Raw genomic sequence first — 25,546 nt, forward strand, 5'->3', positions numbered from 1 at the left:
GACGTCGCCTGCCCGCTTGTCAGGTCACGTGCGACGGGCTCCGCCGAAGGCGCCTGCCCGAGGGAGGAGCGCCGGGACGCGGTAGTCGAGCAGCTCCGAGAGGAGGTCGGCGATCGGCAGCAGGGCGCCGAGGTCCAAGCCGGTGTCGACGCCCATGCGGTCGAGCAGGGCGACCAGGTCCTCGGTCGCGATGTTGCCCGTCGCGTTCGGTGCGAAGGGGCAGCCCCCGATGCCGCCGAACGACGAGTCCAGGCTGCCCACGCCCCACTCGTACGCGGTGACCGCGTTGGCGTAGCCGGTGTTGCGAGTGTTGTGGAAGTGTGCGCGGGTCGCGACCCCCGGCGCAGCCGATCGCACACCCTCGAGGAGCTCACGCACCTGGGTGGGCACGCCCACGCCGATGGTGTCCGCGACGGCGATCTCTCTGGCGCCGGCCCGGGCGGCGCGCTCGGCGATGGCGAAAACCCGGGCCGGGTCGACCTCGCCGTCGAACGGGCACCCGAAGGCGGTCGCCACGGTGACGGTGGTGAACAGCCCGGCCGTGGATGCCTCGGCGACCACCTCCTCGGCGACCGCGGTCAGCGCGGCGGTCGTGGAGTTCTGGTTCGCCTTCGCGAACCCGTCCGACGCCGGGACGACGACGTTGACCTCGTCGATCCCCGCCGCCACCGCGCGCCGGTAGCCGCGCGGGTTGAGCACCAGCCCGATGAAGGACACCCCGGGCGAACGCGGCACCCGCTCCATGACGGCCTCGGCGTCCGCCATCGCCGGCACCGCGTCGGGCCGCACGAACGACACCGCCTCGATGCGCCGCGCGCCCGCGGCGAGGGCCAGCCGGATCAGCTCGACCTTCGCGTCGGTGTCGAGCAGTGCGCGTTCGTTCTGCAGGCCGTCCCGCGGCCCCACCTCGACGATTCCCAGCACGGTCGGAGCTCCTCAGATCACGTGGTCGGACGCGAGCGCGTCGAGGTCGGCGGCGGTGAGCCCGAGCTCGCCGTAGACCTCGTCGTTGTGGTGCCCGGGGCGCGGCGGACCGGCCCACCGGACGCGTCCCGGGGTCGCGGAGAAGACGGGGACCACACCCGGGCCCAGCACGTCGTCGTCGACCCGCTCGTCGTGATGCGGGACGAGCATGCCCCGCGCCCGCAGCTGCGGGTCGGTGACGAGTTCGGCGGCTGTACTGATCGGACCGCAGACGACCCCCGCCGCGTCGAGGATCGCGGCGACCTCCGCCGCGGGCCGCTCGGACACCCACTTCCCGACCAGCTCGTCGAGCTCGTCCTGGTGCTCACCGCGCGCGACGTGGGTGGCGTAGCGAGGGTCGTCGGCAAGCTCGGGGGTGCCCATCGCGATCGCGAGCCTGCGGAACACGGTGTCCTGGTTCGCGGCCACGACCAGCCACCGCCCGTCCCCGGTGCGGTAGACGTTCGAGGGCGCGATCCCGTCGAGGCGCGTCCCGCCCGGCTGCCGCACGCGGCCGAGCCGGTCGTACTCGGCGACCGTCGACTCCAGCAGCGCGAAGCAGGACTCGGTCAGCGCCACGTCGACGATCTGGCCCTCGCCGGTGCGGTGGCGGTGGTGCAGGGCCGCGAGCACGCCCTGCGCCGCGAACATCCCGGCCAGCGAGTCACCGAGGCTGATGGCCTGCCGTGGCGGTGCCTGCCCGGGGTAGCCGTTGATCGAGCGCAGACCGGAGAGCGCCTCCGCGACCGAGGCGTAGCCGGGCTTGTGCGCGTAGGGCCCGGTCTGCCCGTAGCCCGACACCCGCGCCAGGATCACCCGCGGGTTCCGCGCGCTGAGCTCCTCCCAGCCGAGGTTCCACCGTTCCAGGGTCCCCGGCCGGAAGTTCTCGATCACGACGTCGGCGGACTCGACCATGCGCAGGAGCAGCTCCCGCCCGCGTTCGCTGCGCAGGTCAAGGGTGATGCAGCGCTTGTTGCGCGCGTGGCTCGTCCACCACAGACGGTGGCCCCGGTAGGCGGCCTGCCCCCAGTCCCGCAGCGGGTCCGGCCGCTCGGGCGACTCGATCTTCACCACGTCGGCGCCGTAGTCGGCCAGCAGCCGGGCGGCGAACGGACCGGCGACGATCGAACCCAGCTCGATGACGCGCAGGCCGACCAGCGGCCCGGCGGGCGCAGGCCGCTCCTCTGGCCGGGCGGTCCCGGTCACCGAGCACCGCCGCGGTCCCCCGGCGGCGGGGTCGGGCCGGAGTGGTGCCCCCGCGTGGGGCTCGGCGTCGTCGACGAGCCGTCGACCCGGACGGTCAGCGTGCCGATCCCGTCGGCGCGCATGCTGACCACGTCGCCGTCGAGCAGGGGGCTGACGCCCGCGGGCGTGCCCGTGCTGAGGATGTCGCCCGGGCGCAGGGTCAGGACGGTCGACACGTAGGCCACGAACCGGGCGACACCCCAGATCAGGCCGCTCGTGCTCGCCTTCTGCCGCAGCTCCCCGTTGTTGGTGAGCGAGAAGGCGACGTCGGTGGGATCGGCGAGCTCGTCGGGCGTCGCGATCCACGGGCCGCAAGGTGTGAACGTGTCGAACGACTTGCGGATCGAGCGGTCCTCACCGCCCCGCATCGTGATGTCGAGCAGGCCGGTGTAGCCGAACACGTGGTCGAGGGCGTCCGCCTCGCGCACGTGCCGGGTCTCCCTGCCGATCACGACGGCGATCTCCGCCTCGTGGTCGAACCTGCGGTCGCCATAGGGCAGGCGCACTGTCCCGCCGTCCCCGAGCAGCGACGATGGCGCCTTGAGGAAGAAGCCGAGCGCCCCCACGTCCGCCGACTCTCGCATCTCCTGCTGGTGGTCGAGGTAGTTGACCGGGGCCGCGACGATGACGCGGGGGTCGGGCACGGGGGCGCGCAGCGTCACCTCCGCCAGCGGGCGGCCGGGGCGCGCCCTCGCCGCGGCCGCGACCTCCTCGGGCCGCGGGTCCGCGATGTAGCGGCGCATGCGGCCGGCGCCGAGGCCACCACCACCGGTGCCCCGAGTGTCGTCGGTGCCGTCCACGACGTCGCTGACATCCACGATGCGGTCGTCGAGGACGACGCCCAGCCGGTCGTCGTCGAACGTGGCGAGATGCACGATGTCTCCTGCGTTGCGGTTCGGTTGGTCCTCGTCAGCGGTGGCCGTGCAGCCAGTCCGACTCCGAGTAGTCGTCGTGTGCCCGCGCCTCGAGCAGGCGGTTGCGCACGGTCGCGCCCATGCCCTCGAGGTGCAGCAGCTCGCCGAAGCTCCGGGCGGTCCGCTGCACCCGGCCGGCCCGGGGGACGCGCAGGCGCTGGTACTCCACCAGGGCAGCGTCGATGTCAGGCTGCGCGCCCAGCACGCTCCCCAGGACCTGGGCGTCCTCGAGCGCCTGACAGGCACCCTGGGCCACGTACTGGAACATCGGGTGCGCCGCGTCGCCGAGCAGGGCCAACCGTCCCCGCACCCAGTTCTCGACCGGGTCCCGGTCGACCATCTTCCAGTGCCGGTCGCGGGAGATGAGTTCGACGCTCGCCCGCACGGGCGCACAGGCCTCGGCGTAGTGCTCGTCGATCTCGTCGGGTAGGCCCCAGTCCGAGTGCCCCGTGTCGAAGCGGTCGCTGCGGAAGCAGACGACCTGGTTGTACAACTCGCCGCGGCGGATCGGGTACTGCACGAGGTGCATGCCCGGCCCCGCCCAGACGAGCACGTCGCGCCCGCCGGCCAGCTCCGCCACGTGGTCGAACGGCAGGGTCCCGCGGTAGCTCACATAGCCGGACGGGACGGGGGCCGGGTCGCCGACCACCTGTTCGCGCACGGTGGACCTCAGCCCGTCGGCACCGATCACGAGGTCGGCAACGTGGTCGACCCCCTGCTCGGTGCGGGCGACGGCACGGGTGCCCTCGTCTTGGACGCCGGAGACCGTCTGCCCGACGCACAGCTCGACGTTCGCGCGTTGCTTGGCCGCGTCGACGAGGAGGTCGAGCAGGTCCCGCCGGTGCATCACGATGTAGGGCTTCCCGTACCGGCGTTCGTACTCCGCACCGAGGTCCAGCGCGGTGATCACCTCACCGGACAACGCGTCCAACATGACCAGGCGGCCCGGGCGGAAGGCATAGCGGTCGAGCTCGGCCGCGCCGATCCCCAACGCCTCCAGGGCGTGCTGGGCGTTCGGCGCGAGCTGCAGCCCCGCTCCGATCTCGCCGAACTCGTCCGACCTCTCGAGCACTCGAATGGTCTCGAAGTCCGCGGAGTGTGAGAGCGCCAATGCTGCGGACACGCCCCCGATCCCCCCGCCGACGATCACTGCGTCCCGGCTATCCGGCATCGTCGCTTCTCCCTTTCGCCGCGATCATGTGGGTCAGTCCGCCAGGGCTTCCTCGCGCAACAGCTCCAGCGCCCGCAGAGCGGGGCGGTTGCTGTAGGCGAAGAGGACGGCGTCCTCGGACGTCGAGGCGCAGTCGAGCCGGTAGCGCGCCCAGCCGGGCACGGCGAGGATGTCCTTCGGTTCGAGGTCGAACGTGGTGTCGCCGACCTCGACCGTCGCCCGGCCCCGTACCGCGTGCAGGATCGTGCTCGCGGTCGTCCTCGCGGGCCGACCGACGAAGCCGGGTCGCAGCCGCAGGATCCGGCAGTCGATCGTCGGCATCACCGGACCGCCGGTCCACGGGTTGGTGTACTCGAGCACGACACCCTCGGACTCGCTGCCGTCCACGTCGTCACCGATTGCCGCCAAGGCCCGCTCGGTCTCCGACCACGGGTAGTTGCCCACCGGGGAGGACGCGGTCTGCGGGGTCTCCCAGACCGGGTTGAGCCGGCCGTGGATATAGACGCGGCTGGAGAAGTCGTCGGGGACCCTGCTCTTCTGGGTGCGGTCGCCGAACAGCTCGAAGAAGCCCGCCTCGAAGCTGTTGGTCAGCGGGAAGTCGAGCCCGTCGAGCCACATCATGGGGCCCGACCCCTCGTGGTAGTGGTCATGCCAGTGCCAACCGGGGGTCAACAGGAGGTCACCAGGGCGCATGTGGACGCGCTCGCCGTTCACCGTCGTGTAGGCGGACTCGCCCTCGATGATGAAGCGGAAGGCGTTGGCGGTGTGCCGGTGGGCCTGCGCGGTCTCCCCCGGCATGATGATCTGGATCCCGGCGAACAGGCTGTTCACGGTGGCGGGCGGGTCGGCCAACCCCGGGTTCACCAGCATCAACACCCGGCGCTCCGCCTCCTCGAGGGAGAGCGTCTCGGTGAAGTGCAGCATGTACGGCCGCAGGTCGGAGAAGGACCAGCGGTGCGGAACCGCCGCGCTGCGCGGCTCGGGGTGGAACAAGTCGCCGTAGTGCCGCCAGAGCGGCTCTGCGCCGAGCTTCGTGATCTGCGAGTAGGCGTGGTCGGTCGTTATCTCGGCCATTGAGAGCCAACCTTCCCATCGGACGAGCCGACGATCTGTCAGATGCTCAGTGTACTGAGCATCTTGCGTGAACAGTTTCCGTGAACGGACGAGCCAGCACAAGCCCCGTGCGAGGGCGGACCCCGCCCGGCGGGTCAGAGCACCTCGCGCAACCGTTCCAGCAGCGGGATGGCGGCGGCCAGGCGCCGCTGCTCCGCCGCCGAGAGCTCGGTGGCGATGACGGCGGCGAAGCGCCCGTTCCAGGCCTCCCGCGTGTCGGTGACCCAGTCGCTTCCCTTGGACGTGACCTCCACGATCAGGCGCCGAGAGTCGTCGGGGTCGGTCCTCCGGTCGACATAGCCTTTCGCCTCCAGGGCCTGGACGACCTGGGCGGCCGACTGCGGCCGGATCATCTCGATGGCGGCCAGCGACGCCACCGTCGTCGGCCCTTTCTGCGCCACGCGCGCCAGCATGGAGGCCTGGCCGAGAGTCAGGTCCCCGTCCTCGCGCAGCCCCCTCACCTTCCGGACGAGCGGGCCGAGACAGGCCCGCAGCCGGGCGGCGACGTCCAGTGCGTCAGGAGTTGCCATCGCCTTCGTCTTTCCTCTTCTGCCGGGCGTTCCGACCGCTGTCGGACCACGGATCAGGACGACGGTACCGCCCGGGGAGCCCCACCCCTTCCCAACGGGTCATGGCGTTGACGTGCACGAACTTTGGCTGGGTGTAACTGAACAGCTCGTCGATCCCCTCCTCGCGCCCGATCCCGCTGTTCTTCACGCCGCCGAACGACGTCCCGGGGAAGTGTGCGGACACGCCATTCACCCAGACATAGCCGGCGTCGATGGCGTGGACGGTGTTGAGCGCGGTGGCGAGGTCGCGCGTCCACACCGAGGCGGTCAGCCCGTACTCCACGTCGTTCGCCATCGCGACCACCTCGTCCGGTGTGGACCACCGCACGATCGACAGGACGGGACCGAACACCTCCTCACGGAAGATCCGCATGTCCGGTGTGACGTCGGCAAACACGGTGGGGGCGACCCAGTAGCCCGCCGGGAAGCGCTCGCCGCGCAGGCTGCGGCCGCCCGCGACCAGCCGCGCCCCGTCCTCGAGTGCGGTGTCGATGTGGCGCAGCACCTTCTCGTACTGCGCCCGGGAGTTCACCGGCCCCATGTCCGAGGCCGGGTCCCGCGGGTCGCCCACGGCCAGCCCGTCGACGAGCTCCGCCACCCGGGCGACGCCCTCGTCGTAGATGCTCTCGTGCAGGAAGAGCCTGCTCTGCGAGCCGCAGGACTGCCCCGCCCAGCTGAAGTTCATCCCCGCGACCGCCGCGGGCAGGGCCGCCTCCAGGTCCGCATCCGGGAACACGACCATCGGGTTCTTGCCACCGAGCTCGAGGCTGAGTGTCTTCACGTTCACCTCGGCGGCCGCCCGCTGCAGGGCCAGCCCGGTCGCGACGGAGCCGGTGAACGCGATGCGGCGGATCCGCGGGTCGCGCACAAGGGCGTCCCCCGCCACCGCTCCCATGCCGGTCACGATGTTCACCACGCCGCTCGGCAGGACCTGCCCGCAGATCTCCCCGAGAACGCACGCGGAGAGCGAGGTCTGCTCGCTCGGCTTGATCACCATCGTGTTGCCGGCGGCCAACGGTGCCGCCATCTTCCCCGCGGCGAAGAAGATCGGGTGGTTGAAGGGCGTGATCCGACCGACGACGCCGTACGGCTCCCGCGTCGAGAAGTGCAGGCCGCGGGCGGTCGCCGGCACGGTCTCGCCCTTCAGCTCACCGGCAAGCCCGGCGTAGTACTCCAGGCTCTCGGCGGCGCGGGCGATGTCGAGACGCAGCTTGCGGACCGTGCTGCCCGAGTCGCGGACCTCGAGGTCGACGATCCGGTCCCGTTCGGCGCGCAGGGCGGCCGCCACCTCCACCAGCGCCGTGGCGCGATCGCGCGGGGGCAGCCCGGCCCACGCGGGGGCGGCCCGCTCCGCGGCGGCCGCGGCGAGCCGGACGTCCTCGGTGGTGCCGGCGGGCACCCGCCCGATGACCTCCTCGGTCGCCGGGTCGACCGCGTCGAGGAACGCCCCGTCCGAGGCGTCCGCCTGTTTCCCGTCGATCAGCATCCGGCCGTCGAGGAACTCCCCCGCGCTCACGGCGCGGACCGCAGTCCGGCCTCGACCATCAGCGGCACGACCTTCTCGTTGAACTCGGCCAGCCCCTGGGCCATGTCGACCCAGCCGAGGGCGATACCGTCGTAGCCGAGCTCCTTGTACGCGACGAGCCGCTCCACGATCTGCTCGGCGGTCCCGACAAGCGGCATGCCGCCCCAGCCCGCCACCTTGTAACGCGCCATCTGGAGGTGCACCTCGGGCGAGAAGCTCTGGCTACCACCGGCCATGGACCCGCGGATCTGGTTCTGCGCGGCCTCGAGGTCGCCGAGCTCGTCGACGTACCATTCGAAGTAGCGCCAGGCCTCGGCCTCGGTGTCCGCCAGCACGACGGGCGCGAACGTGATCCGTCCGCCGCGCACGCCGAGCTCTTGCGCCCTCGCCTCCGTCCGACGGGCGATGCCCCCGACAATGTCGAGGTCCGGCCCGCCCTGGAAGGAGTAGTCGGAGTGCTTGAGGGCGAAGTCGAGACCCGCGCCTGAAGTTCCGGCGGACACGATGAGCGGACGCGGACGCTGCACCGGCTTCGGCTGGAGGTAGCCGCGCCGCACCGTGTAGTACTTCCCCTCCCATTCCACCTCGTCCTGCTCTGTCCACAACCGCTCGACCAGCATCAGCCACTCCTCGGCGGCTGCGTACCGGTCCTCGTGCTCGCGCTGGTCGATCCCGAACATCCCGAACTCGAGGGCGTTGTTCCCCGCCACGAGGTTGAGGCCGACCCGGCCCGCGCTGATCGCGTCGATGGTGGCGGCCATCTTCGCGGCAAGCATCGGGTGGAAGACCGGGATGTGGCAGGTGACGAACAGGTGGATCCGCTGCGTCACCGCGGCCATGCCCGCGGCCCACGTGAAGGTCTCGTACTGCTCGGCGTTGGCGTTCATCCGCCCGCCGTGCCCCCTCCACCGCCCGAGCGAGAGCAGGAACTCCCACCCGGCGGCATCGGCGGCCTGTGCGACCGCCACGGTGTCCGGCCACGACAGCACGTTGGGTGCCGCCTCGGACATCACCATCCCGCCACTGATGTTGAGGCAGAAGATGCCGAGCTTCATCGCATTGTCGCCGTACATCGCCGAGGTCGGCTGTGCGGCCGCGGCCGGGGTCTGAGTCTGGGTCGCGACGTCCATGTCGTTCTCCTCGTTCCTCGTGACGACGAACCGGTCAGCGGATCGGAGCGGAGGTGTGCACCGTAGCCCGGATCTCGGTCTGGACGTGGCGCTCGACCCCGAGCTTGGCGGTCCCACCGTTCTCCTCGCCCCAGACCACGCTGACCTCCTTGCCGTCGACCGCCGCGTCGGCGTCGAGCATGCCGAGGGAGAAGAAGCCGCCGACGTTGACGGTGTAGCCGCACATCGCCGAGATACCGACGAGCTCGTCCTGCGCACGGACCTGGTCGAACTGCACCCGTGCGTACCGACCCAGGGGCATGTCGAGGAACTTCGCCCCGGTGCCCCGCGGGGAGAACAGGCTGCTGGTGATGACCCGGGTGGCGTCCTCGTCGTTCCACCGCAGCCAGACCTTGCGCTTGCGCGGCTCGTCCTTGGTCGCCTCGAGCGCCTCCCGGCCGATGAAGTCGTGGTCGAACTTCATGATGTGGCCGTAGTCCATGTCCCACGGGGTCCGGTAGTAGTCCTCGATGTCGTCAGAGGCGAAGCTGCCCGCGATCGAGATCTTGGCCTCGTACCCGTCGCCCGGCAGCCACTCCCGGTAGGCGCGCATCCGCTCGTCGGTGTAGATCCCCGGGACCGGCTGCGAGAGATAGCCGGACTCGATCCCGGAGCTGTAGTAGGCGAGCGCGCCGCCGCGCACCAGGCCGAACTCCTCGCCCGCGGAGAGGAGCGCGTCGAGGACCCGCGGGCCGTCCTCGGACGGACCCCAGATCTCCAGGCCCATGTTGTCGTCACCGGGCGCGCCGGCCATCGTGTGCTTGAGCGCGCGCACCTGCGCGCCGCCCAGATCGAACTCGGTCATGCCGAAGAAGCGGACCTCGGGCAGCGCCCCGTCTGTGGCCTTCTCGAGGATGCTCTTCGCGAGCGGACCCTCGATCTCGTACCGGAACAGCCGCCGGCGGGCGTCACTGTCCGCGGTCCGCCGGTCCCAGGTGACCTCGACGTCGTACCCGCCGATCTCCGCCTGGTACTGGACCCAGTTCGCGCAGGCGCTCGGACCGACGAGGCTGACCTCGTCGTCCTCCAGGCCGAACAGCACCGACGTCCCGATCAGGTTGCCGTCGTACCCGCAGACCATGAACTGCTTGGACTTGTTGCGACCGAAGTTCTTGAAGCTGTTGATCCCGGTGTCCGACATCAGCCGGACGACGTCGGGACCCTTGAAGTACGCGTCGTTCATGTGGTTGGACTGGTCGAACAGCACCGCGCTCGACATCCACGCCGCCTGCTCGTCGCGCCAGTTGGAGTGCTGCGGGGCGTAGGCGAGGCTGAACAGCTTGAGCGGGGCGTTACGGAGCATGTCGACCGGCTTCGAGTACGTCGCCAGCTTCGCCTGCAAGCTCTCGTTGACCATCGTCTGCCTTTCCGTCGTTGGCGTGCAAGACACGGGTTCCGGGCTCGGACAGCGGGCCCGGCGAAGTCACCTCGGCTGTTCCGCGCGCCGCCGACCTGCGGCCGCCGCGCTCCCAACCGGCTTGCCGACCCTAGATTTTCGCAGGCTTGCCTGTCAATAAGGCAGCCGGGCGACGGCAGGCGGGACTGTCGGTACCGCCGCGCCCGGACGCCGCACGGTCTGCATGATCATCCGGTCGGCGCGGGTCCAGCCGATGGCGAACTCGCAGGTCCGTCCGTCGGCCAGCACGGTCACCTGCTCCTGGCGGATGACCGGGTCGCCCTCGGTGATGGCCAGGCTCAGTGCGACCGACGGCCCGGCGAGCGCGGCCGCGAGGGCCGTCCTGATCTCGCCGACCTCGCACCCGGCCACCGCCACGACCGCCTGGTGCAGCGATCCGCAGGTGTCGATGTGGCCCGGCACGGCGTCGAGGTCGGGCGGGAGGTAGGAGGTCCAGAAGCCCGTCGGCTCGTCGTTGACGACGGTGACGTGCTCGACCATCACGCAGCCCGAGCCGCCCGGCAGGCCGAGCCGCTCGCGGACGATCGGCGGGGCCGTCATGGACCTGGCCTCCAGCACCTCGCGACGGGTCTGGACCTGCGCACCCTGAGGATGGAAGCCGCCGAGGCGGTCGACCCGATGGTCGAAGCGCTCCCCGACGACGAAGGTCCCGGTCCCGGGGCTGCGGCGGATCAGCCCTTCGCCGCGGAGGCTGTCGAGCGCGTCCCGCACGACGTTGCGGCTCACCTCGAAGTGGCGCTGTAGATCGTCCTCGGACGGAAGCCGTCCGCCGTCGCCGGTCAGCAGGGCCGCTCGGACGAGGTCCGCGACCCGCCGCACGGCGGTCTCGCGCGCCCGTCTGGTGAGGGACTGCGCCCGGCGCCGCCGGAGCGCGATCAGTCGGCGGCGGCTCTCGTCGGGGATGGCCATGGCGCCAGTCTCGACCACGAGGACTCCGGACGACGAGCGTCCGGTGACGCGCGCCGCGGTCGCGGACCGCCTCAAAGCCGGAGCACCCCACCGTCGACGACGAGGACCTGGCCGGTCACGAAGCTCGCGGAGAGCAGCGTCGCCGCCCCTTCCGCGACCTCCACCGGGGTGGCCAGCCGGCCGAGCGGCGTGATCGTCGCTTGTGCGGCGAACCCGGCGTCATCGACCGCCGCCCGCGACTGGTCGGACGGCACGAGCCCGGGGACGAGGGTGTTGACCCGCAGCCCGAGCGGCCCCCACTCGAGGGCGAGGACCCGCCCGAGGTTGACGAGCCCGGCCTTGGCCGCGGCGTAGTGGGCGCCGCCCGCGAGGGGCCGGAACGCCTGGCCCGACGCCACGTTGACCACGGCGCCGGAGCCGGAGGCCTGCCGGGCGAACGCCTGGCACATCAGGAATGCGCCGGTGAGATTCACCGCGAGGACCTGCTGCCACTCCGCGAGGCCGATCTCGAGGGCGGCGCCGCGTGGGAAGACCGCGGCGTTGTTGACCAGCCCGGAGACCGGACCTGCCACGGCCAGTCGGTCCCACAGCGCGGTCACCGAGCCCGGGTCGCCGACATCGCAGTGGGCCCCCGTGGCCTCGCCCCCGGCCTCGCGCAGGGCCCGGGCCGTCTCCTCCGCCTGGTCCGCCAGGACGTCCACGCACCAGACGTGTCGCCCGTCGGCGGCCAAACGGTGGGCGATCGCCGTACCGATGCCCTTACCCGCCCCGGTGACGACCACGGTGTCGGCCGGGCTCATCGCCGGGCCACCGCCGGGTCGCGCGCCAGGACCGACGCCAGCCGGGGCAGCGCGTCGGGCTCCGGCACGTACTTGCAGAGCACGAGGTCCACACCGATCTCCGCATACGCCGCGACCCGCTCGCCGATCAGCTCGGCGGGACCCACAAGCTGCGCTCCCACCGCGCCGAGCTTCGGGATGACGAGCTCGGGCGACCGGGCGGTGGCCTCGGCTCGCAGCCGCGCCACCTCGTCCCAGCCGGCACGCTCGGTCTCCGCAGGCACCACGAAGGCGCTTAGCCCGAACCCGACGGTCCGGTTGTACCGCGCGGCGCGCTCCCGCATCCGTTCCACCGAGACCCGCGCAGTCTCCAGCACCTCGGCGAAGGGGCGCTCGGGGTCGGTGCCATAGTCGACGAACCAATGGTCGGCACAGCGTGCGACCATCTCGAGCCCGCGCCGGGAGCGGCTCACCGTGTAGAACGGCGGGGGCCCGCCCGCGGGGACCAGTGGCATCGGCGCCGCCGTGAACTCCTCACCCTCCTCGAGGTGCGCAGCGAGGTCGGCGTCCGCGGCCCACGTGGCGCGCATCGTCTCGATGTAGCGCTCGGCACGGGAGTACTTCTCCTCCTCCCCCGTGGGTCGCACAGTGCTGAAGAAGGTGTTCTCGGCGGTGTTCCAACCGGTGACGAAGTTGATCGCACTCCGGCCGGGGGCGACGCGGTCCAAGGTGGCGGCCATCTTGGCCGCGATGTTCGGGTGCCAGAAGTCCGGGTTCATCGCGGGCATGACCGTGATGCGGTGCGTGTGCGAGGCCACCGCCGCAGCCAGCACCCAGGACTCCAGGTCCGTGCCCAGATGACGCTCGGCGAACAGCGCGATGTCGAACCCCAGCGATTCCGCCTCGGTGACGCTGTCGAGCGCGAGCCGGTACCCAGGATCGACCGTGCCGGGGTCGAGCCCCCGCCGCCCGGCCGCGTCCACCTCGCCGAGCCGCGCGGAGTGCGCGGTCACGTGCGGGATCGGTACGTAGATGCCGGTCTTCACCGCTGTGTCTCCTTCCGGTAATGGCGGGCCAGGGTCGCCCCGTCGGTCCACCACACGTCGTCGTGGTCCCTGATGTGCCCCAGCAGCCGGCGCAGCGCGTCGATCCGGTGCGGCACGCCGATGAGGTAGGGGTGCAGCGCGATGGCCATCACCCGCGGTTCCTGCGCACCCTCGCGGTGGAGCACCTCGAAAGTACGGATCGCCAGGTCGGCGAACTGCTCGGGAGTGAGCAGGCGCTGGTCGAACGCGGGCTTGTCGTTCACCTCGAGGGTGTACGGCACAGTGACGAGCCCGGAGCGGGTGAGGTCCGGGCGGTCGTCGGTGGCCCAGTCGGCCACGTAGTCGTAGCCGTTCTCGATGAGCCGGGCCTCCGTCGTCGAGCGCTCGGCGAGTCCGGCGCCGAGCCACCCCGCGGGCCGGGCGCCGAAGGCCGCGCCCAGGGTGTCGGTGACCCGGGCGATCTCCTCCCGCTCCTCCTGCTCGGAGAGCTGGTCGAGCCGGCGCGCGTTCGTCCACGAGTGGCCCATCACGTCCCAGGAGGCCTCCCGCATCGCGGCGACGAGCTCCGGGTACGCCTCGACGACCGACGCGTTGACCGCGGCGGTGCCCCGGGCCCCGGCCTCGGTGAGCGCGTCGAGCACCCGGAAGAAGCCCACGCGCGTCCCGTAGTCGCGGACGGCGAACGCGAGCGTGTCGTGCGCGGCGCCGGTGCCTCCCGGGACCGGGCGGTCCAGCGGGAAGAACTCCACGTTGGGCACGACCCACACGGCGAGCCGCGCGCCGCCCGGCAGGGTCCAGCCCGTGCGAGCCCGTGCGGACCGGAACGGGACCGGCCCGGTCGCAGCGAACCCCGCGGTCATCGCGGGGCCGCCGCGGGGAGGCGCTCCAGCAGGCCGATCACCGTGGCCGAGTCGAGGACGTCGGCGTACTTGTGGTGGAGGTCGAACAGGTTGACCTGGTGGTTCAGCCACGAACGGTCGAACACGCCGTCCTCCACCACCACGGTGTGGAAGCCGTTCGAGCAAGCGTCGACGACGGTCGCCCGCACGCAGCCGGACGTGCTCTCGCCGACCACGAGGACGGTCGAGATCCCGCGCGAGACGAGCTCGGCCACCAGCTGCGTGCCGTAGAAGGCGCTCGCCCGCTCCTTCACCACGATCACCTCACCAGGTGCCGGGGCCAGGGCGGGGTGGAAGTCCCACTGGTCCGCGGGGCCCGCGGGGTCCAGGCCACCGACTCGCCGGTTCGTCGCCGTGATCGGGCCCGCCGCCGCGTTCGCCGTGACGTGGATGACCGGGACGGCGGTGCGGCGGGCCGCCGCGAAGACCCGGGTGATGGGTTCGACGGCCGTGTGCGCGTATTTCCCGCAGCTGGAGGGGTAGGTGTTCTGGAGCTCGCGGGGCGGCAGCGGCCCGCCCTCGAACGCCTTGTTGTAGAGGTCGACGGCGACGAGGGCGACGCGGCCCTTGAGCCCGAGCGTGCGGCGGTAAGCCTGGTAGATCGTCCGCATGTCGGGGTCGGCGACGTCGTCCCAGACGTGCCGCAGGGTGTCCCACTCGACGGAGGCCGCGAACTCCGCGCCGCTCACCGCCCCACCGCCGACGCGGCGACGAAAGTCCTCATCGACGGCGCCCAGTACTGGTCGGTCGAGACCACGGCGGGCAGCGCGCCCTGCGACACCAGGATCTCCACGTTGTGCGCCCAGGCCTTCTCGTCCACGTTGTAGGACCAGTTGTTCAGCGGCATGTTCGCCAGCAGCGCCGGGTCCAGCTTGGTGAAGGCCGCGACGGTCTGCCGGGCCCGCCCCTCGTCCTCGTAAAGCCAGTCGATCGCGGCGCGCAGGGACTGCTGGAACTTCTCGACGCGATCCGGGTTGCCCTCCACCCACGCCCGGGTCGCCCACCAGGCGGACAGCGGGGCCCCGGGGTTGGCCAGCAGGTTCGGGTAGGCGACAACGGTCCCCGAACCGGACTGCTCGATCGAGGTGGAGAACGGGTCGATGGTCATCACGGCGTCGACCTGGCCCGAGCGCAGCAGGTCGAGGTGGCTGGCGAACGGGGCCTCGACGAACTCGATGCCGGAGGTGTCGATGCCCTGGCCCTGCATGAACCACAGCGCGCCGGCGTTCATCTGGCTCCGGACCCCGCCGAAGATCGCCACCCGCTTGCCCGGCAGATCCCGCAGAGTGCTGATCCCGCTCGTCGGCGCCGCGATCACGGTGCCCGAGTCGGGGGGCTCGTACTTGGCGGCCTCGTTCTGAATGATGGCCTGGACGTCCAGCCCGGCGGCGCGGGCGGCGAGCGGCGGGCCGGGGATGGAGGACATCAGGTCGATGTCCCCGCGCTGCAGCGCCGCCGTCATCGCGGACGGGTCCTGGAACTCCACGCGCTCCACGTCGAGCCCGTGCTCGTGGAACATCCCCTCGGTGAGGGCCACGTACGTCGGGGTCTGGCCGCCGTTGGTGAAGAAGCCGATCCGGAGCCCGTCCAGGCCGGTGTTCACCTCCGACCCGCCCGAGCCGCACCCTGCGACGACCGCCAGTGCCGCGGCGACGACCGCCGCCACGAACGTCCTTCTCATCGGTCCGACTCCTTGTTCTCGTGTGTCACGCGGTCCGCCACCGCAGGAGGTGGCTCTCGACGCGGACGAAGGCGAGGTTGAGCAGATAGCCCACGAGGGCGAGCGTGATGATGCCCGCGAACATCAGCGGGACCTGGAAGATCCGCTGGCTCTCCAGGATCAGGTAGCCGATCCCGGTGTCACCCGCCAGCATCTCGGACACGATGCCGACGATCAGGGCGATGCCGAGCGCGACCCGCATCCCGGTGAGGGTCTCCGGCAGGGCGCTGGGCAGCACGATGCGCCGCAGCCGCCCGAGCGGCCCGTAGCCCAGCGTGCGCCCGGTGTCGACGAGGATCGGGTCCACCGAGCGCACCCCACCGCAGGTGCTCAGCACCACCGGGAAGAAGCTGGTCAGGGCGATCACGGCGATCTTCATCTCGCTGCCCACCCCCAACAGCAGGATGGCGATCGGGATGTAGGCGGCCGACGGAATCGGCCGCAGCAGCTCCGTGACCGGCTCAAGCAGGTAGTAGACGAACCGGCTCGTGCCCATCAGCGCCCCGACGACCACGGCCGCGACGACCGCGACGACGTAGCCGACCAGCACCCGGGAGAGCGTTTCCCCCATCGCCACCGGCAGTGTGCCGTCGGTGATCCCCCCGACCAGGGCCGCGACCGACGCCGAGAAGCTCGGGATGCTCGGCGAGTCCACGAGCTGGAGCCGAACGGCGAGCTCCCAGGCGACCACCAGAAGCACGATCAGCCCGATGCCGGTGGCCCGCAGGCTCAGCCGCCGGATCACCGGGCGCCGTCCTCGTAGCTCAGGCCCTCCTGGCGGTAGATGCTGTCGAGCAGCTGCCGGCGCATCGCCAGAAAGCGCGGGTCCTCGCCGAGAGTCACGGGGTTGCGGGGATGGGCGAAGTCGACGCGCAGGTCGATGTCCACCGTGGCCGGCGACTTTCGCAGGGCGACCACCCGCGTGGACAGCAGCAGGGCCTCCTCGATGTCGTGGGTCACGAACACCACGGTGATCCCCAGGCTGCGCCACAGGTCGAGCACCAGCTTCTGCAGCTTCGCCCTGGTCAACGCGTCGAGGGCGCTGAAGGGCTCGTCCATGAGCAGCACGCGAGGGCTGGTTGCGAGCGCCCGGGCGATGGCCAGCCGCTGCTGCATCCCGCCGGAGAGCTGGCCGGGGTAGTGGCGCTCGTAGGCCTCCAGGCCGACCCGCCCCAGCATCTCGCGTCCGATCTCGGTCCGCCGCCTGCGGTCGATGCCGCGGTCGCGTTCGAGACCGAATACGACGTTGTCGAGCACGGTGCGCCAGGGGAAGATCGACTTCGCGAACTGCTGGAACACGTACACCACACCGGGCGGTGGGCTCTCGACCACGGTGCCGGCGAATCGCACGGAGCCGGACGTGACCGGCGAGAGCCCGGCGAGCAGCTGCAGCATCGTCGTCTTCCCGCAGCCGGACGGCCCGACGATCGTGAGGAAGTCGCCGTCCGCCACGTCGAGGTCCACGTGGTCGAGGACCACGGACTCCCCGCCCCGCGCCAAGTAGGACTTCACCACGTCGCGTGCCGCGAGCACGGGGTGCCCCGCCTGCTCGTCCGCCCGGGTCGCCCGGTCGGACGCCACGGTCTCCGGGAGCATCACGTCTCCTCCTCGCTCGTCGTGCCTTCCTGCCGCGGCGGCGCCGCAGCCCGACGAGGGGGAATCCTGGAGGGCTCGTCGACCGTCTTGGGTTGCGCTGGAGTTACGCCGGTATTTTCGAGGGGAGTCCTGGTGCCGGCCGCCGCTCCGCCACCGGTCGCGGCGCCCGACGGGGCGAGCTCGGCCCGCGCGGCGGTTGCGACCCTGCGGTAGGTGTTCATGACGAGCAGCGCGTCGACGTCGAAGACGAGGACCTGCGACCCGCGTCCGGCGGCGACCGCCACCCCGCCCGGCTCGTCGAACACGAGCTCCATGACGGGCCGGCCGGCCGTCGCCGCCGCGGCCCGCACCCGACCGAGCTGCTCAGCGATGACCGGGTGCAGCCCGGAGGGCTGCCGCAGCCCCTGCACCAGTGCCAGGTCGCCCGCCCCGGGCAGCACCCCGCTCAGGCCGGGCACCGCGAGGATCTCGGAGATCGTGGCGACGGCGGCCGGGTGCTCGATGATCACGAACAGCACCACCTCGTCGTTCGCCCGGCGGACGTGCTCCATCGCCCCGCCGCGGCCGACGGCGTGGATCCAGCGGCCGTAGCTGATGCCGCGTTCGCCCCGGGGCGGGTAGTGGGCCCTCCGGATCGCCGACGCCACGTCGGCCGGGCCGGTCACGTGGGCCAGGACGGCACCTGCGGCGCCGGCGTCGAGGAAGCGGGGCAGCAGGTTCACGTCCGCGGCGTTCAGCCGGACCAGCGTGGGGACGTCCCGGGCGCGCGCGGCGAGGATCATCCGCTCGACGGTCTCCAGGTCGAGCAGGCCGTGCTCGTACTCGACCACCACGAGGTCGAACCCCTGCGCGACGGCGATCTCCACGACGGCGGGGTCGCCGAGCGCGTGGAAGGAACCGAGGAGCCGTTCCCCGGCCCGGAGGCGCTCGGCCAAGGTCTTCGCGCAGAGCGCCAGGAGGATCTTGATCGGTGTTCTCAATGCCCGGTGCCGTTCTCGGTCGTCGGCGACCGGACCCTCGGCAGCGCACGCCGAGGATCCGGGCCATGTGGAGGTGGGGGGTGCCGACCGACCTGTCCGCCGCTCGTTCGTGGCGCGACAGCCGATCCGGAACTCGTGGTCGCCGTGTGGTTCGACAGCCCTGTCAGCGACCGCCGCAACGGTAGAAATCGACAATCTTGCCTGGCAATCAATCGGCTACCTGTTTACAAGGACGACACCGCAAGATTGACAGGTACGCCTGTCGAAACCTACCGTCGGGTCACGGCCCGCCGCGGTGCCAGGTCGCCCATCGAACTCCAGGCCAGAGGAGCCCTCACCGTGATCCCGCAGGTCGACGAGCGGGACCGGCTGGTCGTGTCGATCGCCGGTCTCGTCACCGCCACCCAGCTCGTGTGGTCCATCCTGACACCCGTCCTGCCCGCCTTCGCCCAGGAGCTGGGGATCGACCCGGTCGGCCTCGGCCTGCTCGTCGGCGGGTTCGGGCTTGGCCGCATCGTGGCCAACATCCCGGCCGGGTACGCCGGGACCAGGGTCAACCGGCTCCATCTCCTGGTCGGCGGCGCGACGGGCGTCGTCGTCCTCTCCTCCCTGACCGGACTGGCCACCTCGTTCGGTGGGGTCCTGGCCCTGCGCATCCTCACCGGCGCCGCCGCCGGGGTGGCGATGACGAGCGGCCAGACCCTGGTCGCGGACTCCGTCCGCAGCGAGTCGCTCACCCGCGCGATGGCGACCATGCAGGGCCTGCAGCTCACCGGCGCGGCCGTCGGCCCCGCGATTGGCGGGGTCACCGCGTCCCTGCTCGGTCTGCGCGCGCCGTTCGTCGTGGCGGGCGCAGCGTGCGCGGTGTTCGTGCTGTGGATCGTGCTGAGCCCGCGGCTGCGCCGCCGCCTCGTCGACGCCGGCGCGGTAGCGCCGTCCGAGCCCGCGACCGTCGCCGCGCCCCCGCGCCGGACGGGGGGTCTGGTCGCGGCGTGCCTCGTCGGCTTCTCGGCCTTCTTCTGCCGGTTCGGCGTGCAGCAGGCGCTGCTCCCGCTCGTCGCGCTGCAGACGGTGGGCCTTTCGGTCGGGGTGCTCGGGCTGGTCTTCTCCGGGATCGCCGTCGCCAACGTGCTCTGCCTCCTGACGGTGGGCAGGCTCACCGACCGCCTCGGGCACCGGCGGACGATCGTCGGCTCCTCCCTCGGTTCGGCCGTCGTCATCGCCCTGTTCGTACTCCCCATCGGGCCCACGGCATTCGTCGGACTGTGTCTCCTGTTCGGCGTTGCGACGGGGGTCGGGGGCCCGATCCCCGCCGCCTACCTCGCGCGGATCACCCAGGACGTCCGGCGGGGGCCCGCGATCGGCCTGTACCGCACCTGCGGGGACCTCGGAGGCGTCCTCGGCCCACTCATGGTGGGGGTCGTCGGCTCGTTGTGGGGGCTGCCCGGGGCGGCTCTCGTCTCGGCGGCCGTACCGACACTGGCTGCGGTGGGCTTCGGGCTTCTGACAACCCGCGCACGACCCAAGCGCGGGTGAGTCACGCCGCGGCACTCCGGACGCCGCTACTCCGGGGTGCGGCCCGGCAGGTTCGCGAGGGCCTGCGACCGGGCCTCGAGCAGCTCCGCGTAGTTGCCGTTCTTCTCCGCCCAACGCAGCCGCTGCGCGGCCTCGACCACGACCTCGCGCGGGGTCGGGTCCGCGGACAGGAGCGAGAGAGCCTCGTCGAGGAACGGTCCCAGGTCCAGCGCCGCCGGGTTGAGCCGCTTGGCGTCCTCGGTCGTGGCGACCGCGGGCGGGACCAGCTCCGTGACCTCGACGCCAGTGCCCTCGAGCTGGGCTCGCAGCGACTCGGTGTAGGAGTGCACACCGGCCTTGGTCGCCCCGTAGGTCGGCCACAGCGGGAACGGCAGGAACCCGATCCCCGAGCTGACGGTCATGATCGTGCCTGTTCCGCGGCCGACGAGGTGCGGAGTGAAGGCGTCGATCACCCGGATCGTGCCCAGCAGGTTGACCGCGACGGTCGTCTCCGCCTGCTCGATGTGACCGGGGTCGCGCAGGTCCTCGGCGAGCATGACCCCGGACATGGTGACCACCGTGTCGAGCTCGGGGTGGCGGGCGAGCACCTCGTCGCGGGCCCGGGCGACCGACTCCGCATCGGTGACGTCGACGGCGACCGTCTCCAGGTCCTCGACGCGGGCGGTGCTCCGGCCGCCGACGACGACCGTGGCCCCCGCCTCGACGAAGCGGCGGGCGAGCCCGAGGCCGATCCCCGACGTCCCGCCGACGACGAACGCGGTGCGGTTCTTGATGTCCATCTGTGTCTCCTCCTCAGTGACGATGTCGAGGATCGTCCGGAGCGCGATCGGGTCGGTAGACCCCGTCGATCCGTAGGAGTGGCAGGGCCCCCCATCGGTCGTCCGCCCGCGGCTACCTTGAGCCGATGGTCAGTGATCGGGATGCGAACAGCCTCGGCGAGTACCTCCGCGCCCGGCGAGACGCAGTCACCCCGGACCAAGTGGGCCTGCCCGTGCAGGCGACGCGGCGGGCTCCGGGGCTGCGCCGCGAGGAGGTCGCGATGCTGGCCGGGATCAGCTCCGACTACTACCTGCGACTGGAGCGCGGGCGCGACAGGAACCCTTCGCCGCAGGTCCTGCAGGCGCTCGCCCGGGCGCTCCGGCTGGACGAGGTGGAGTCGGAGTACCTTCTCGGCTTCACCAGTCCGCGCCCCCGCCGACTCCGCCGCCGGCGCACCGAGCCCGTACCTTCCCGCCTGCACCACCTGCTGGCCGCCGTCGGCGTCCCTGCCTTCGTCGAGAGCCGATACTTCGACGTGCTGGCGTCGAACCCCCTCGCCATGGCGTTGTCGCCACGCCTGCGCCCCGGGGAGAACCGGCTGCGCTCGCTTCTGCTCGATCCCGAGGAACGCGAGTTCCACAGCGACTGGGAGGCCGCGGTCGCGGACTCGGTCGCCTGGTTCCGCCAGGCCATCGGAACCGACGTGGAGGACGCCCGCGCCGTGGAGCTCGTCGGGGAGCTGTCCCTCGCCAGCGCCCGCTTCCGGTCCCTCTGGGCGCGCCATGACGTGCGGCGCCTCGAAGGCGGAACCGCGGTGGTGGAGCACCCACTGGTCGGGCCGCTACGACTGCACCGGGACAAGCTCCCGGTGGGTGAGCACCTCTTGGTGCTCTACTACCCGAGCGAGCGCGATGAGGACGCCGAGAAGCTGCGGCTCCTCGCCGCCCTCAGCGCCCCGGGCGAGGTCGACACAGGGTGAACCGTCGCCGAGCGCCGATCCGCGTGTGGCGGGTGACGGCAAAGAGCTCGTCGCGACGTCAGTGTGGCGTCTCTTCATGGCACCGGAGGTGCACGCCGCGCTCGGCCGGTCCGTGCAGGTCCGCCACATCACCGGCGCCCTCGAAGTCGCCGAGGACCTCGACGACGAAGTCTCCGGGCCGATGCTCACCAGTCCCCCGCGCACCGCGCCGTCTAGGAGTCTCGCCGAGCGCCGCGGCGAATCGTCAGGAGCACGAGCCCTGCGACGACGGCGAGGGACCCCATCACCACGGCAATCTCCGTCCGATCACCGCCGGCGGCGAACAGCGCTCCGGCGAGCGCGGGCGCGGCGGCACTGCCGATACGGCCGATTCCGAGCACCACGCCGGTGCCGGTCGCCCGGATCGGCGCGGCGAATGCGTCCGCCGTGGTGATCATGAGCCCCAGGGTGCCAGCGGCGACGGAGCTCGCGGCGAGCACGCCCGTCAGGACGACGAGGACGGGCACCGAGGGCACCAGGCCGAACGCGATCACGAGGATCCCGAGCCCGAAAATGCCGACGGCCGCCAGTAGACGCCCGTCGACCCGTCGGGAGAGCAGACCGAACACCGCGCAGACGAAGGCGCCCAGGAAGCTGCCCGCGCTCGCGACCGAGGCGGCTGCGGAGGCGTCGAAGCCCGCGCTCACCAGCATCGTCGGCTGCCAGCTCAGGAAGAAGTAGATCGTCATGTACAGCAGGAGGCTGATCACGCACACCTGCACGGTCGTCAGGAGCTGCCGGCCCCGGACGATCTCCCGGTAAGGGGTCCGCCGCCGCTGCTCGACCGGCGGTAGGGCGGCGAGCGCGGTGTGCCCGAACCTGCGCAGCAGGGAGTTGACGCGCCCGAGGCTGTCCGCGCGCCTTCGGGCCAACAGGAAGGCGAGCGACTCGGGCAGTGCCTTGGCAGCGAAGGGCACGACCAGCATGGTGAGCACGGCGCCGAGCAGGAACACGGAGTGCCAGCTGACGTGTCGCAGCAGGAACGCCGAAGCCAGGCCGCCGAGTGCGCCGCCGAGCGGGTAGCCGACGGCCAACATCGCGATGGCCAGCGAGCGCGTGCGCCGGTTCGCCACCTCGACCGCGACCGGGTTGACCACGACCATCATCGCGCCGATGCCAACGCCGGTCAGGACCCGCACGATGGCCAGCAGGAAGACCGAGTCGCACAACGCGGACAGAAGCATGCCCACGACCATGACCGTGAGGCTCGCCAGCACGATCGGGCGGCGGCCGACGAGGTCGGCCAGGGGCGCGAGGGTGATCGAGCCGAGGAGGGCGCCGACCAGGCCGGCCGACAGCAGGATCCCGATCGCGGCGCTGTCGACCTGGAAGGCCCTCGCCAACGCCGGGGCCACGAACGTGACGGACAGCAGGTCGAACCCGTCCAGCGCGGAAATCACCGCCGCGAGCGCGACGGCCCGCTTCTGGGCGGCCGACATGGGCGAGTCGAGGATGAGGTCGCGCGGATGGACGGGCCGATCGCCCTGGGTACCCGCGGCATTGTGCGCATGCTCGGTCAAGTCGCTCTCCGTTGGGCGTGACGAGGGGATGTCCATGTCCTGACGGGACCGCGGACGCGGGATGCTCAGTACACTGAGCATCACCTGGGCGCCACTATCGTCAGCCGTCGCCCGGTGCACAAGTCTTGACTTTGCGGGGCTGAGCCGAGACCTTGCGGTCGCGCTCTGCCCTCGCTGGACGCGCGACGACGTGCGGCCCAGAAGACACGGCTGCAGTGGTGCAGCACCGACGGTCGGGCCGCTACGACGCCAACCGGGAGTGCGCGGCCTCGGTAGCAGCGGCTCCACCAGCTCCCACAGCTCGTCGAAGCGTGGACGGACGGGCCGGCCGCGGGTCCCGGACCGGGCCGCGCTGGCCGGGATCGTGTTCGTGCTCAAGACCAGGATCAGCTGGAACGCATCGTCCCCCGCCATAGACGAACATGACCAACGACCAGAACAGCTTCACACGGGACTGACACGCCGACTTCTGAAACGACTTCTCAGCTTGATCTTTAACCTGCTCCTGTCGGGCTCGTGACGCTGGCGGGGTGTTTGCCGACGTCGTGGCGGGTGGCGCGTGCTCGGTTGCGGGAGCCGGGTGGACGTCCGGGGCCGGGTCGGCCCGGTTTCGGTGCTCTGGTCGGATGGCTGGTGTTCGGGCGGAGGTGGCGAAACCCGCGTCGGACCCTCGCCGGGGTCGGCCGGCCGGGGTCGGCAGGTCTTTCCCAGGGACGTCGCAGGTCGACCGCGAGGGGTCGGGCCAGACGCAGCTGGGTGTAGGCGGTGATGATCAGCCAGGTCCAGCGGTCCGCCGCGGCCGGGGGGCGGATCTTCGGCGCGGTCCAGCCCAGGGTCTGTTTGAACAGCCGGAAGGTGTGCTCGAGGTCGAACCGGCGCAGGAACGCCTGCCACCACCGGTCGACATCCGCTGCCGTGGCGCCGACGACCGAGGACCACAGCCACGCCGGTTTCGGAGCGTGATCACCGAGCAGATGCTCGACCTGCAGACGGATCAGGGCGCCGGCGACGACCGGCAACTCACCGGGGTGCTCGACGCAGACGCCGCCCACACGCCGCGGTGGGTCAGGCGCGGGTAGAGCCCGTCCCAGGCGGTGGCAACGGTCCGGCCGTAGCGGGTGGTGTCGGTGGTGGTGATGTGCACCGGTGTCCACCAGGTCTCGGGCTTGGACAAGGCGAAGTCCGGGCCGTGGCGCGGCGGGCGCCCCGTTGCTCGGGCGCGCGGCGGGTGCGGGGCCCGCGCAGGACCCGGTCCGAACGCAGCCGGCCGAGCAGCTCCACCGGCAGGTCCGCCAGCACGTGGGCGAGGCGGGTGATGTCGTAGCCGGCATCGGCGACGATCAGGATCGGCGGGTCCCCCGCCCGCCACTGACCCGCCGCCCGGAGCCGGTCGACGACCTCACGCAGCTGGATGGCGGTGACCGCGGCGGCGTCTTGCCCCGGCCCGATCCGAACCACGTCGAGCATCGCCGTCCACGAGGTGCGACCCGGTTCCAGGGCCGCGACGAACGAGTAGGGCCAGCCCGGAATCATCTGCGCGTTGCCCCGGCCACGGCCGTAGACGTGACAGAACAGCCGCTCCGCGCTGGTCGGGGCATCCGAGCGCAGCCACGGCGACACGTCCACCGCCAGCACGATCCGCCCGTCGACCGCTTTGGGCACCGGCAGCGCGGCCAGCGCCCCGTGGCAGCGCCTGTGGCTCGATCCGACCGCAGGCCAGCGCGTCGTACATCGCGCCGTGCCCACGCCGGTGCTCACCCACCAAGCTCAGCTCCGGCAGGGAACGTACCGGGCCGTCCGTGCACAGGACCGCGTCACACAGCTCGAACAGCGCATCCGCCCGAGCGGTGATCGCGTCGTAGAACTCCAGCCGGAACCGGGCGAGTTCACCCCGCCAAGCCAGGGTGTCGCCCGGCTGCCCACTCGGTCGATGAGTCACACTCGGCACCGCGGCCACCGCCTTCGTCTTCGAGCTCTGTGAGAGGAACCCGAAGAGGATCAAGCGGTGGCCGCACCCATGCCCAGTCGACACGCCGCACGACCAGCAGCGACCCGACCACGACAGCGCGCCAAGGTTAAAGATCAAGCTCAGACGAGTTCAACGATGCAGCCATCGCCGCGACGCCGTTCGGGCGTCGCGGCGAGCCAGCCGAGATCGCCGACGCTGTCTGCTTCCTGATCTCGTCTGAAAGCCGTTTCGTAACCGGCGCTGAGCTGGTTGTCGATGGAGGGCTGGCCGCCTAGCGCGTGGCCCGGCCGGCCCGGTCCCGCAGCGGGGCCGGGCCGGGCTCCGGCCATACCGACCTTGCAATCGGCCGCCGCCTTTCGCCCTGTTGCTGCCCGAAGATTCGGACATGAAGGACGACCCTCTCAGCCGCCAGCTTGGCATGACGGGGCGGGCGTGGATCCGGCATCGGTCGGCCACAGGACCCGCCCCGCCCCCGGAGTGCGCAGGAACGTGTTCTCGGCGGACGACGATCACGAACCCGCGAGGATACGTCCCCAGCAACGGAAACTAGCCCATCACCGCGGGCTCGCAGCCCATGGTGCAAGAACGGCCTACCCATACGTGCTCCCCCGAAAGGCCCCTGTTCCGGACGGTCACCGGATGCCCGACCGGCCACGGCTCGGGATCTGTGCGTCGCCAGCGTTGAGGTGCGCTCCGCTGTGCTTGTTGAGGCGGTAGTGCGGAGGGGAC

25 protein-coding genes and 1 pseudogene are annotated in these 25,546 nt (G+C 71.6%); 3 read left to right on the forward strand and 23 right to left on the reverse strand.

Features of this window, described 5'->3' with window-relative positions; translation table 11 throughout:
• Window positions 1-24 precede the first annotated feature (24 nt).
• From LWC35_RS03845 to LWC35_RS03930, 18 genes are all read right to left on the reverse strand, one after another.
• Complete coding sequence (locus LWC35_RS03845) at window positions 25-924, reverse strand: hydroxymethylglutaryl-CoA lyase (RefSeq protein WP_232868476.1); 900 nt, start codon at window positions 922-924, stop codon at window positions 25-27.
• A gap of 12 nt (window positions 925-936) precedes the next feature.
• The gene (locus LWC35_RS03850) at window positions 937-2,169 is read right to left on the reverse strand and encodes a CaiB/BaiF CoA transferase family protein (RefSeq protein ID WP_232868477.1); all 1,233 of its coding nucleotides are present in this window, start codon (window positions 2,167-2,169) and stop codon (window positions 937-939) included.
• Complete coding sequence (locus LWC35_RS03855) at window positions 2,166-3,083, reverse strand: fumarylacetoacetate hydrolase family protein (protein WP_232868478.1); 918 nt, start codon at window positions 3,081-3,083, stop codon at window positions 2,166-2,168. The genes LWC35_RS03850 and LWC35_RS03855 overlap by 4 nt, the downstream gene beginning before the upstream one ends.
• 34 nt (window positions 3,084-3,117) lie before the next feature.
• Window positions 3,118-4,293, reverse strand: coding sequence for an FAD-dependent monooxygenase (locus LWC35_RS03860; protein ID WP_037050628.1), 1,176 nt, complete (start codon window positions 4,291-4,293; stop codon window positions 3,118-3,120).
• 33 nt (window positions 4,294-4,326) lie between these two features.
• Window positions 4,327-5,367, reverse strand: a complete 1,041-nt coding sequence (locus tag LWC35_RS03865) for a cupin domain-containing protein (RefSeq protein WP_232868479.1) — start codon at window positions 5,365-5,367, stop codon at window positions 4,327-4,329.
• A 134-nt stretch (window positions 5,368-5,501) separates the two neighbouring features.
• A complete protein-coding gene (locus LWC35_RS03870; protein WP_232868480.1) occupies window positions 5,502-5,936 on the reverse strand; it encodes a MarR family winged helix-turn-helix transcriptional regulator in 435 nt (144 codons plus the stop codon).
• Window positions 5,923-7,491, reverse strand: a complete 1,569-nt coding sequence (locus LWC35_RS03875) for an aldehyde dehydrogenase family protein (RefSeq protein WP_232868481.1) — start codon at window positions 7,489-7,491, stop codon at window positions 5,923-5,925. The genes LWC35_RS03870 and LWC35_RS03875 overlap by 14 nt, the downstream gene beginning before the upstream one ends.
• The gene (locus LWC35_RS03880) at window positions 7,488-8,630 is read right to left on the reverse strand and encodes an LLM class flavin-dependent oxidoreductase (RefSeq protein WP_232868482.1); all 1,143 of its coding nucleotides are present in this window, start codon (window positions 8,628-8,630) and stop codon (window positions 7,488-7,490) included. The genes LWC35_RS03875 and LWC35_RS03880 overlap by 4 nt, the downstream gene beginning before the upstream one ends.
• Window positions 8,631-8,664: 34 nt before the next feature.
• Complete coding sequence (locus LWC35_RS03885; protein ID WP_232868483.1) at window positions 8,665-10,026, reverse strand: aminomethyl transferase family protein; 1,362 nt, start codon at window positions 10,024-10,026, stop codon at window positions 8,665-8,667.
• Window positions 10,027-10,179: 153 nt separating this feature from the next.
• The gene (locus tag LWC35_RS03890) at window positions 10,180-10,995 is read right to left on the reverse strand and encodes a GntR family transcriptional regulator (protein WP_232868484.1); all 816 of its coding nucleotides are present in this window, start codon (window positions 10,993-10,995) and stop codon (window positions 10,180-10,182) included.
• A gap of 71 nt (window positions 10,996-11,066) precedes the next feature.
• On the reverse strand, window positions 11,067-11,795 hold the full coding sequence (locus LWC35_RS03895) for an SDR family NAD(P)-dependent oxidoreductase (RefSeq protein WP_232868485.1): 729 nt from the start codon (window positions 11,793-11,795) through the stop codon (window positions 11,067-11,069).
• Window positions 11,792-12,820 carry an LLM class flavin-dependent oxidoreductase gene (locus tag LWC35_RS03900; RefSeq protein WP_232868486.1) on the reverse strand — a complete coding sequence of 343 codons (1,029 nt, stop codon included), beginning with the start codon at window positions 12,818-12,820 and terminating at the stop codon, window positions 11,792-11,794. Before LWC35_RS03900 ends, LWC35_RS03895 begins: the two co-directional genes overlap by 4 nt.
• Window positions 12,817-13,680 (reverse strand): polysaccharide deacetylase family protein, encoded by an 864-nt coding sequence (locus tag LWC35_RS03905; RefSeq protein ID WP_232868487.1) that lies wholly within the window; start codon window positions 13,678-13,680, stop codon window positions 12,817-12,819. The genes LWC35_RS03900 and LWC35_RS03905 overlap by 4 nt, the downstream gene beginning before the upstream one ends.
• The gene (locus LWC35_RS03910) at window positions 13,677-14,408 is read right to left on the reverse strand and encodes an isochorismatase family protein (protein ID WP_232868488.1); all 732 of its coding nucleotides are present in this window, start codon (window positions 14,406-14,408) and stop codon (window positions 13,677-13,679) included. The genes LWC35_RS03905 and LWC35_RS03910 overlap by 4 nt, the downstream gene beginning before the upstream one ends.
• Entirely contained in the window at window positions 14,405-15,400 is a 996-nt protein-coding gene (locus LWC35_RS03915; protein ID WP_232868489.1) for an ABC transporter substrate-binding protein, read from the reverse strand. The genes LWC35_RS03910 and LWC35_RS03915 overlap by 4 nt, the downstream gene beginning before the upstream one ends.
• A gap of 25 nt (window positions 15,401-15,425) precedes the next feature.
• Entirely contained in the window at window positions 15,426-16,184 is a 759-nt protein-coding gene (locus LWC35_RS03920) for an ABC transporter permease (protein ID WP_232868490.1), read from the reverse strand.
• Window positions 16,181-17,035 carry an ABC transporter ATP-binding protein gene (locus LWC35_RS03925; RefSeq protein WP_232868491.1) on the reverse strand — a complete coding sequence of 285 codons (855 nt, stop codon included), beginning with the start codon at window positions 17,033-17,035 and terminating at the stop codon, window positions 16,181-16,183. Before LWC35_RS03925 ends, LWC35_RS03920 begins: the two co-directional genes overlap by 4 nt.
• Complete coding sequence (locus LWC35_RS03930; protein ID WP_232868492.1) at window positions 17,035-18,015, reverse strand: HpcH/HpaI aldolase family protein; 981 nt, start codon at window positions 18,013-18,015, stop codon at window positions 17,035-17,037. Before LWC35_RS03930 ends, LWC35_RS03925 begins: the two co-directional genes overlap by 1 nt.
• A gap of 339 nt (window positions 18,016-18,354) precedes the next feature.
• Between LWC35_RS03930 and LWC35_RS03935 the strand changes: the two genes are divergently transcribed.
• Window positions 18,355-19,551 carry an MFS transporter gene (locus tag LWC35_RS03935; RefSeq protein WP_232868493.1) on the forward strand — a complete coding sequence of 399 codons (1,197 nt, stop codon included), beginning with the start codon at window positions 18,355-18,357 and terminating at the stop codon, window positions 19,549-19,551.
• Window positions 19,552-19,577: 26 nt separating this feature from the next.
• Here the strand turns inward: LWC35_RS03935 and LWC35_RS03940 are convergent, their stop codons facing one another.
• Window positions 19,578-20,330, reverse strand: coding sequence for an SDR family oxidoreductase (locus LWC35_RS03940; protein ID WP_232868494.1), 753 nt, complete (start codon window positions 20,328-20,330; stop codon window positions 19,578-19,580).
• Window positions 20,331-20,455: 125 nt separating this feature from the next.
• Here LWC35_RS03940 and LWC35_RS03945 point away from each other — a divergent pair, with 125 nt between their 5' ends.
• On the forward strand, window positions 20,456-21,289 hold the full coding sequence (locus LWC35_RS03945) for a helix-turn-helix domain-containing protein (RefSeq protein ID WP_232868495.1): 834 nt from the start codon (window positions 20,456-20,458) through the stop codon (window positions 21,287-21,289).
• Window positions 21,290-21,501: 212 nt separating this feature from the next.
• Here LWC35_RS03945 and LWC35_RS03950 read toward each other — a convergent pair whose 3' ends face one another.
• The 4 genes and pseudogenes from LWC35_RS03950 to LWC35_RS38960 all read right to left on the reverse strand — a co-directional run.
• A complete protein-coding gene (locus tag LWC35_RS03950; protein ID WP_232868496.1) occupies window positions 21,502-22,968 on the reverse strand; it encodes an MFS transporter in 1,467 nt (488 codons plus the stop codon).
• A gap of 374 nt (window positions 22,969-23,342) precedes the next feature.
• A complete protein-coding gene (locus tag LWC35_RS03955) occupies window positions 23,343-23,867 on the reverse strand; it encodes a hypothetical protein (protein ID WP_232868497.1) in 525 nt (174 codons plus the stop codon).
• Window positions 23,868-23,913: 46 nt separating this feature from the next.
• Entirely contained in the window at window positions 23,914-24,510 is a 597-nt protein-coding gene (locus tag LWC35_RS38955) for a transposase (protein WP_308194459.1), read from the reverse strand.
• Between the two features lie 85 nt (window positions 24,511-24,595).
• Window positions 24,596-24,880, reverse strand: a pseudogene (locus tag LWC35_RS38960) (hypothetical protein); the annotation flags it as partial.
• Window positions 24,881-24,960: 80 nt separating this feature from the next.
• On the opposite strand from LWC35_RS38960, the gene LWC35_RS03965 reads away from it, so the two are divergent.
• The gene (locus tag LWC35_RS03965) at window positions 24,961-25,092 is read left to right on the forward strand and encodes an SDR family oxidoreductase (protein WP_232868541.1); all 132 of its coding nucleotides are present in this window, start codon (window positions 24,961-24,963) and stop codon (window positions 25,090-25,092) included.
• The last annotated feature ends 454 nt before the right edge of the window (window positions 25,093-25,546 follow it).

The organism is Pseudonocardia kujensis, from assembly GCF_021283305.1.
In the GTDB taxonomy this organism is placed as follows: Bacteria; Actinomycetota; Actinomycetes; order Mycobacteriales; family Pseudonocardiaceae; genus Pseudonocardia; species Pseudonocardia kujensis.

What these genes read in the sequence shown, in the direction of transcription:
- LWC35_RS03860 (WP_037050628.1), bottom strand. Translation starts at nt 4,293, where the DNA reads ATGCCGGATAGCCGGGACGCAGTGATCGTCGGCGGGGGGATCGGGGGC.
- LWC35_RS03865 (WP_232868479.1), bottom strand. Translation starts at nt 5,367, where the DNA reads ATGGCCGAGATAACGACCGACCACGCCTACTCGCAGATCACGAAGCTC.
- LWC35_RS03870 (WP_232868480.1), bottom strand. Translation starts at nt 5,936, where the DNA reads ATGGCAACTCCTGACGCACTGGACGTCGCCGCCCGGCTGCGGGCCTGT.
- LWC35_RS03880 (WP_232868482.1), bottom strand. Translation starts at nt 8,630, where the DNA reads ATGGACGTCGCGACCCAGACTCAGACCCCGGCCGCGGCCGCACAGCCG.
- LWC35_RS03885 (WP_232868483.1), bottom strand. Translation starts at nt 10,026, where the DNA reads ATGGTCAACGAGAGCTTGCAGGCGAAGCTGGCGACGTACTCGAAGCCG.
- LWC35_RS03890 (WP_232868484.1), bottom strand. Translation starts at nt 10,995, where the DNA reads ATGGCCATCCCCGACGAGAGCCGCCGCCGACTGATCGCGCTCCGGCGG.
- LWC35_RS03895 (WP_232868485.1), bottom strand. Translation starts at nt 11,795, where the DNA reads ATGAGCCCGGCCGACACCGTGGTCGTCACCGGGGCGGGTAAGGGCATC.
- LWC35_RS03905 (WP_232868487.1), bottom strand. Translation starts at nt 13,680, where the DNA reads ATGACCGCGGGGTTCGCTGCGACCGGGCCGGTCCCGTTCCGGTCCGCA.
- LWC35_RS03915 (WP_232868489.1), bottom strand. Translation starts at nt 15,400, where the DNA reads ATGAGAAGGACGTTCGTGGCGGCGGTCGTCGCCGCGGCACTGGCGGTC.
- LWC35_RS03925 (WP_232868491.1), bottom strand. Translation starts at nt 17,035, where the DNA reads ATGCTCCCGGAGACCGTGGCGTCCGACCGGGCGACCCGGGCGGACGAG.
- LWC35_RS03940 (WP_232868494.1), bottom strand. Translation starts at nt 20,330, where the DNA reads ATGGACATCAAGAACCGCACCGCGTTCGTCGTCGGCGGGACGTCGGGG.
- LWC35_RS03945 (WP_232868495.1), top strand. Translation starts at nt 20,456, where the DNA reads ATGGTCAGTGATCGGGATGCGAACAGCCTCGGCGAGTACCTCCGCGCC.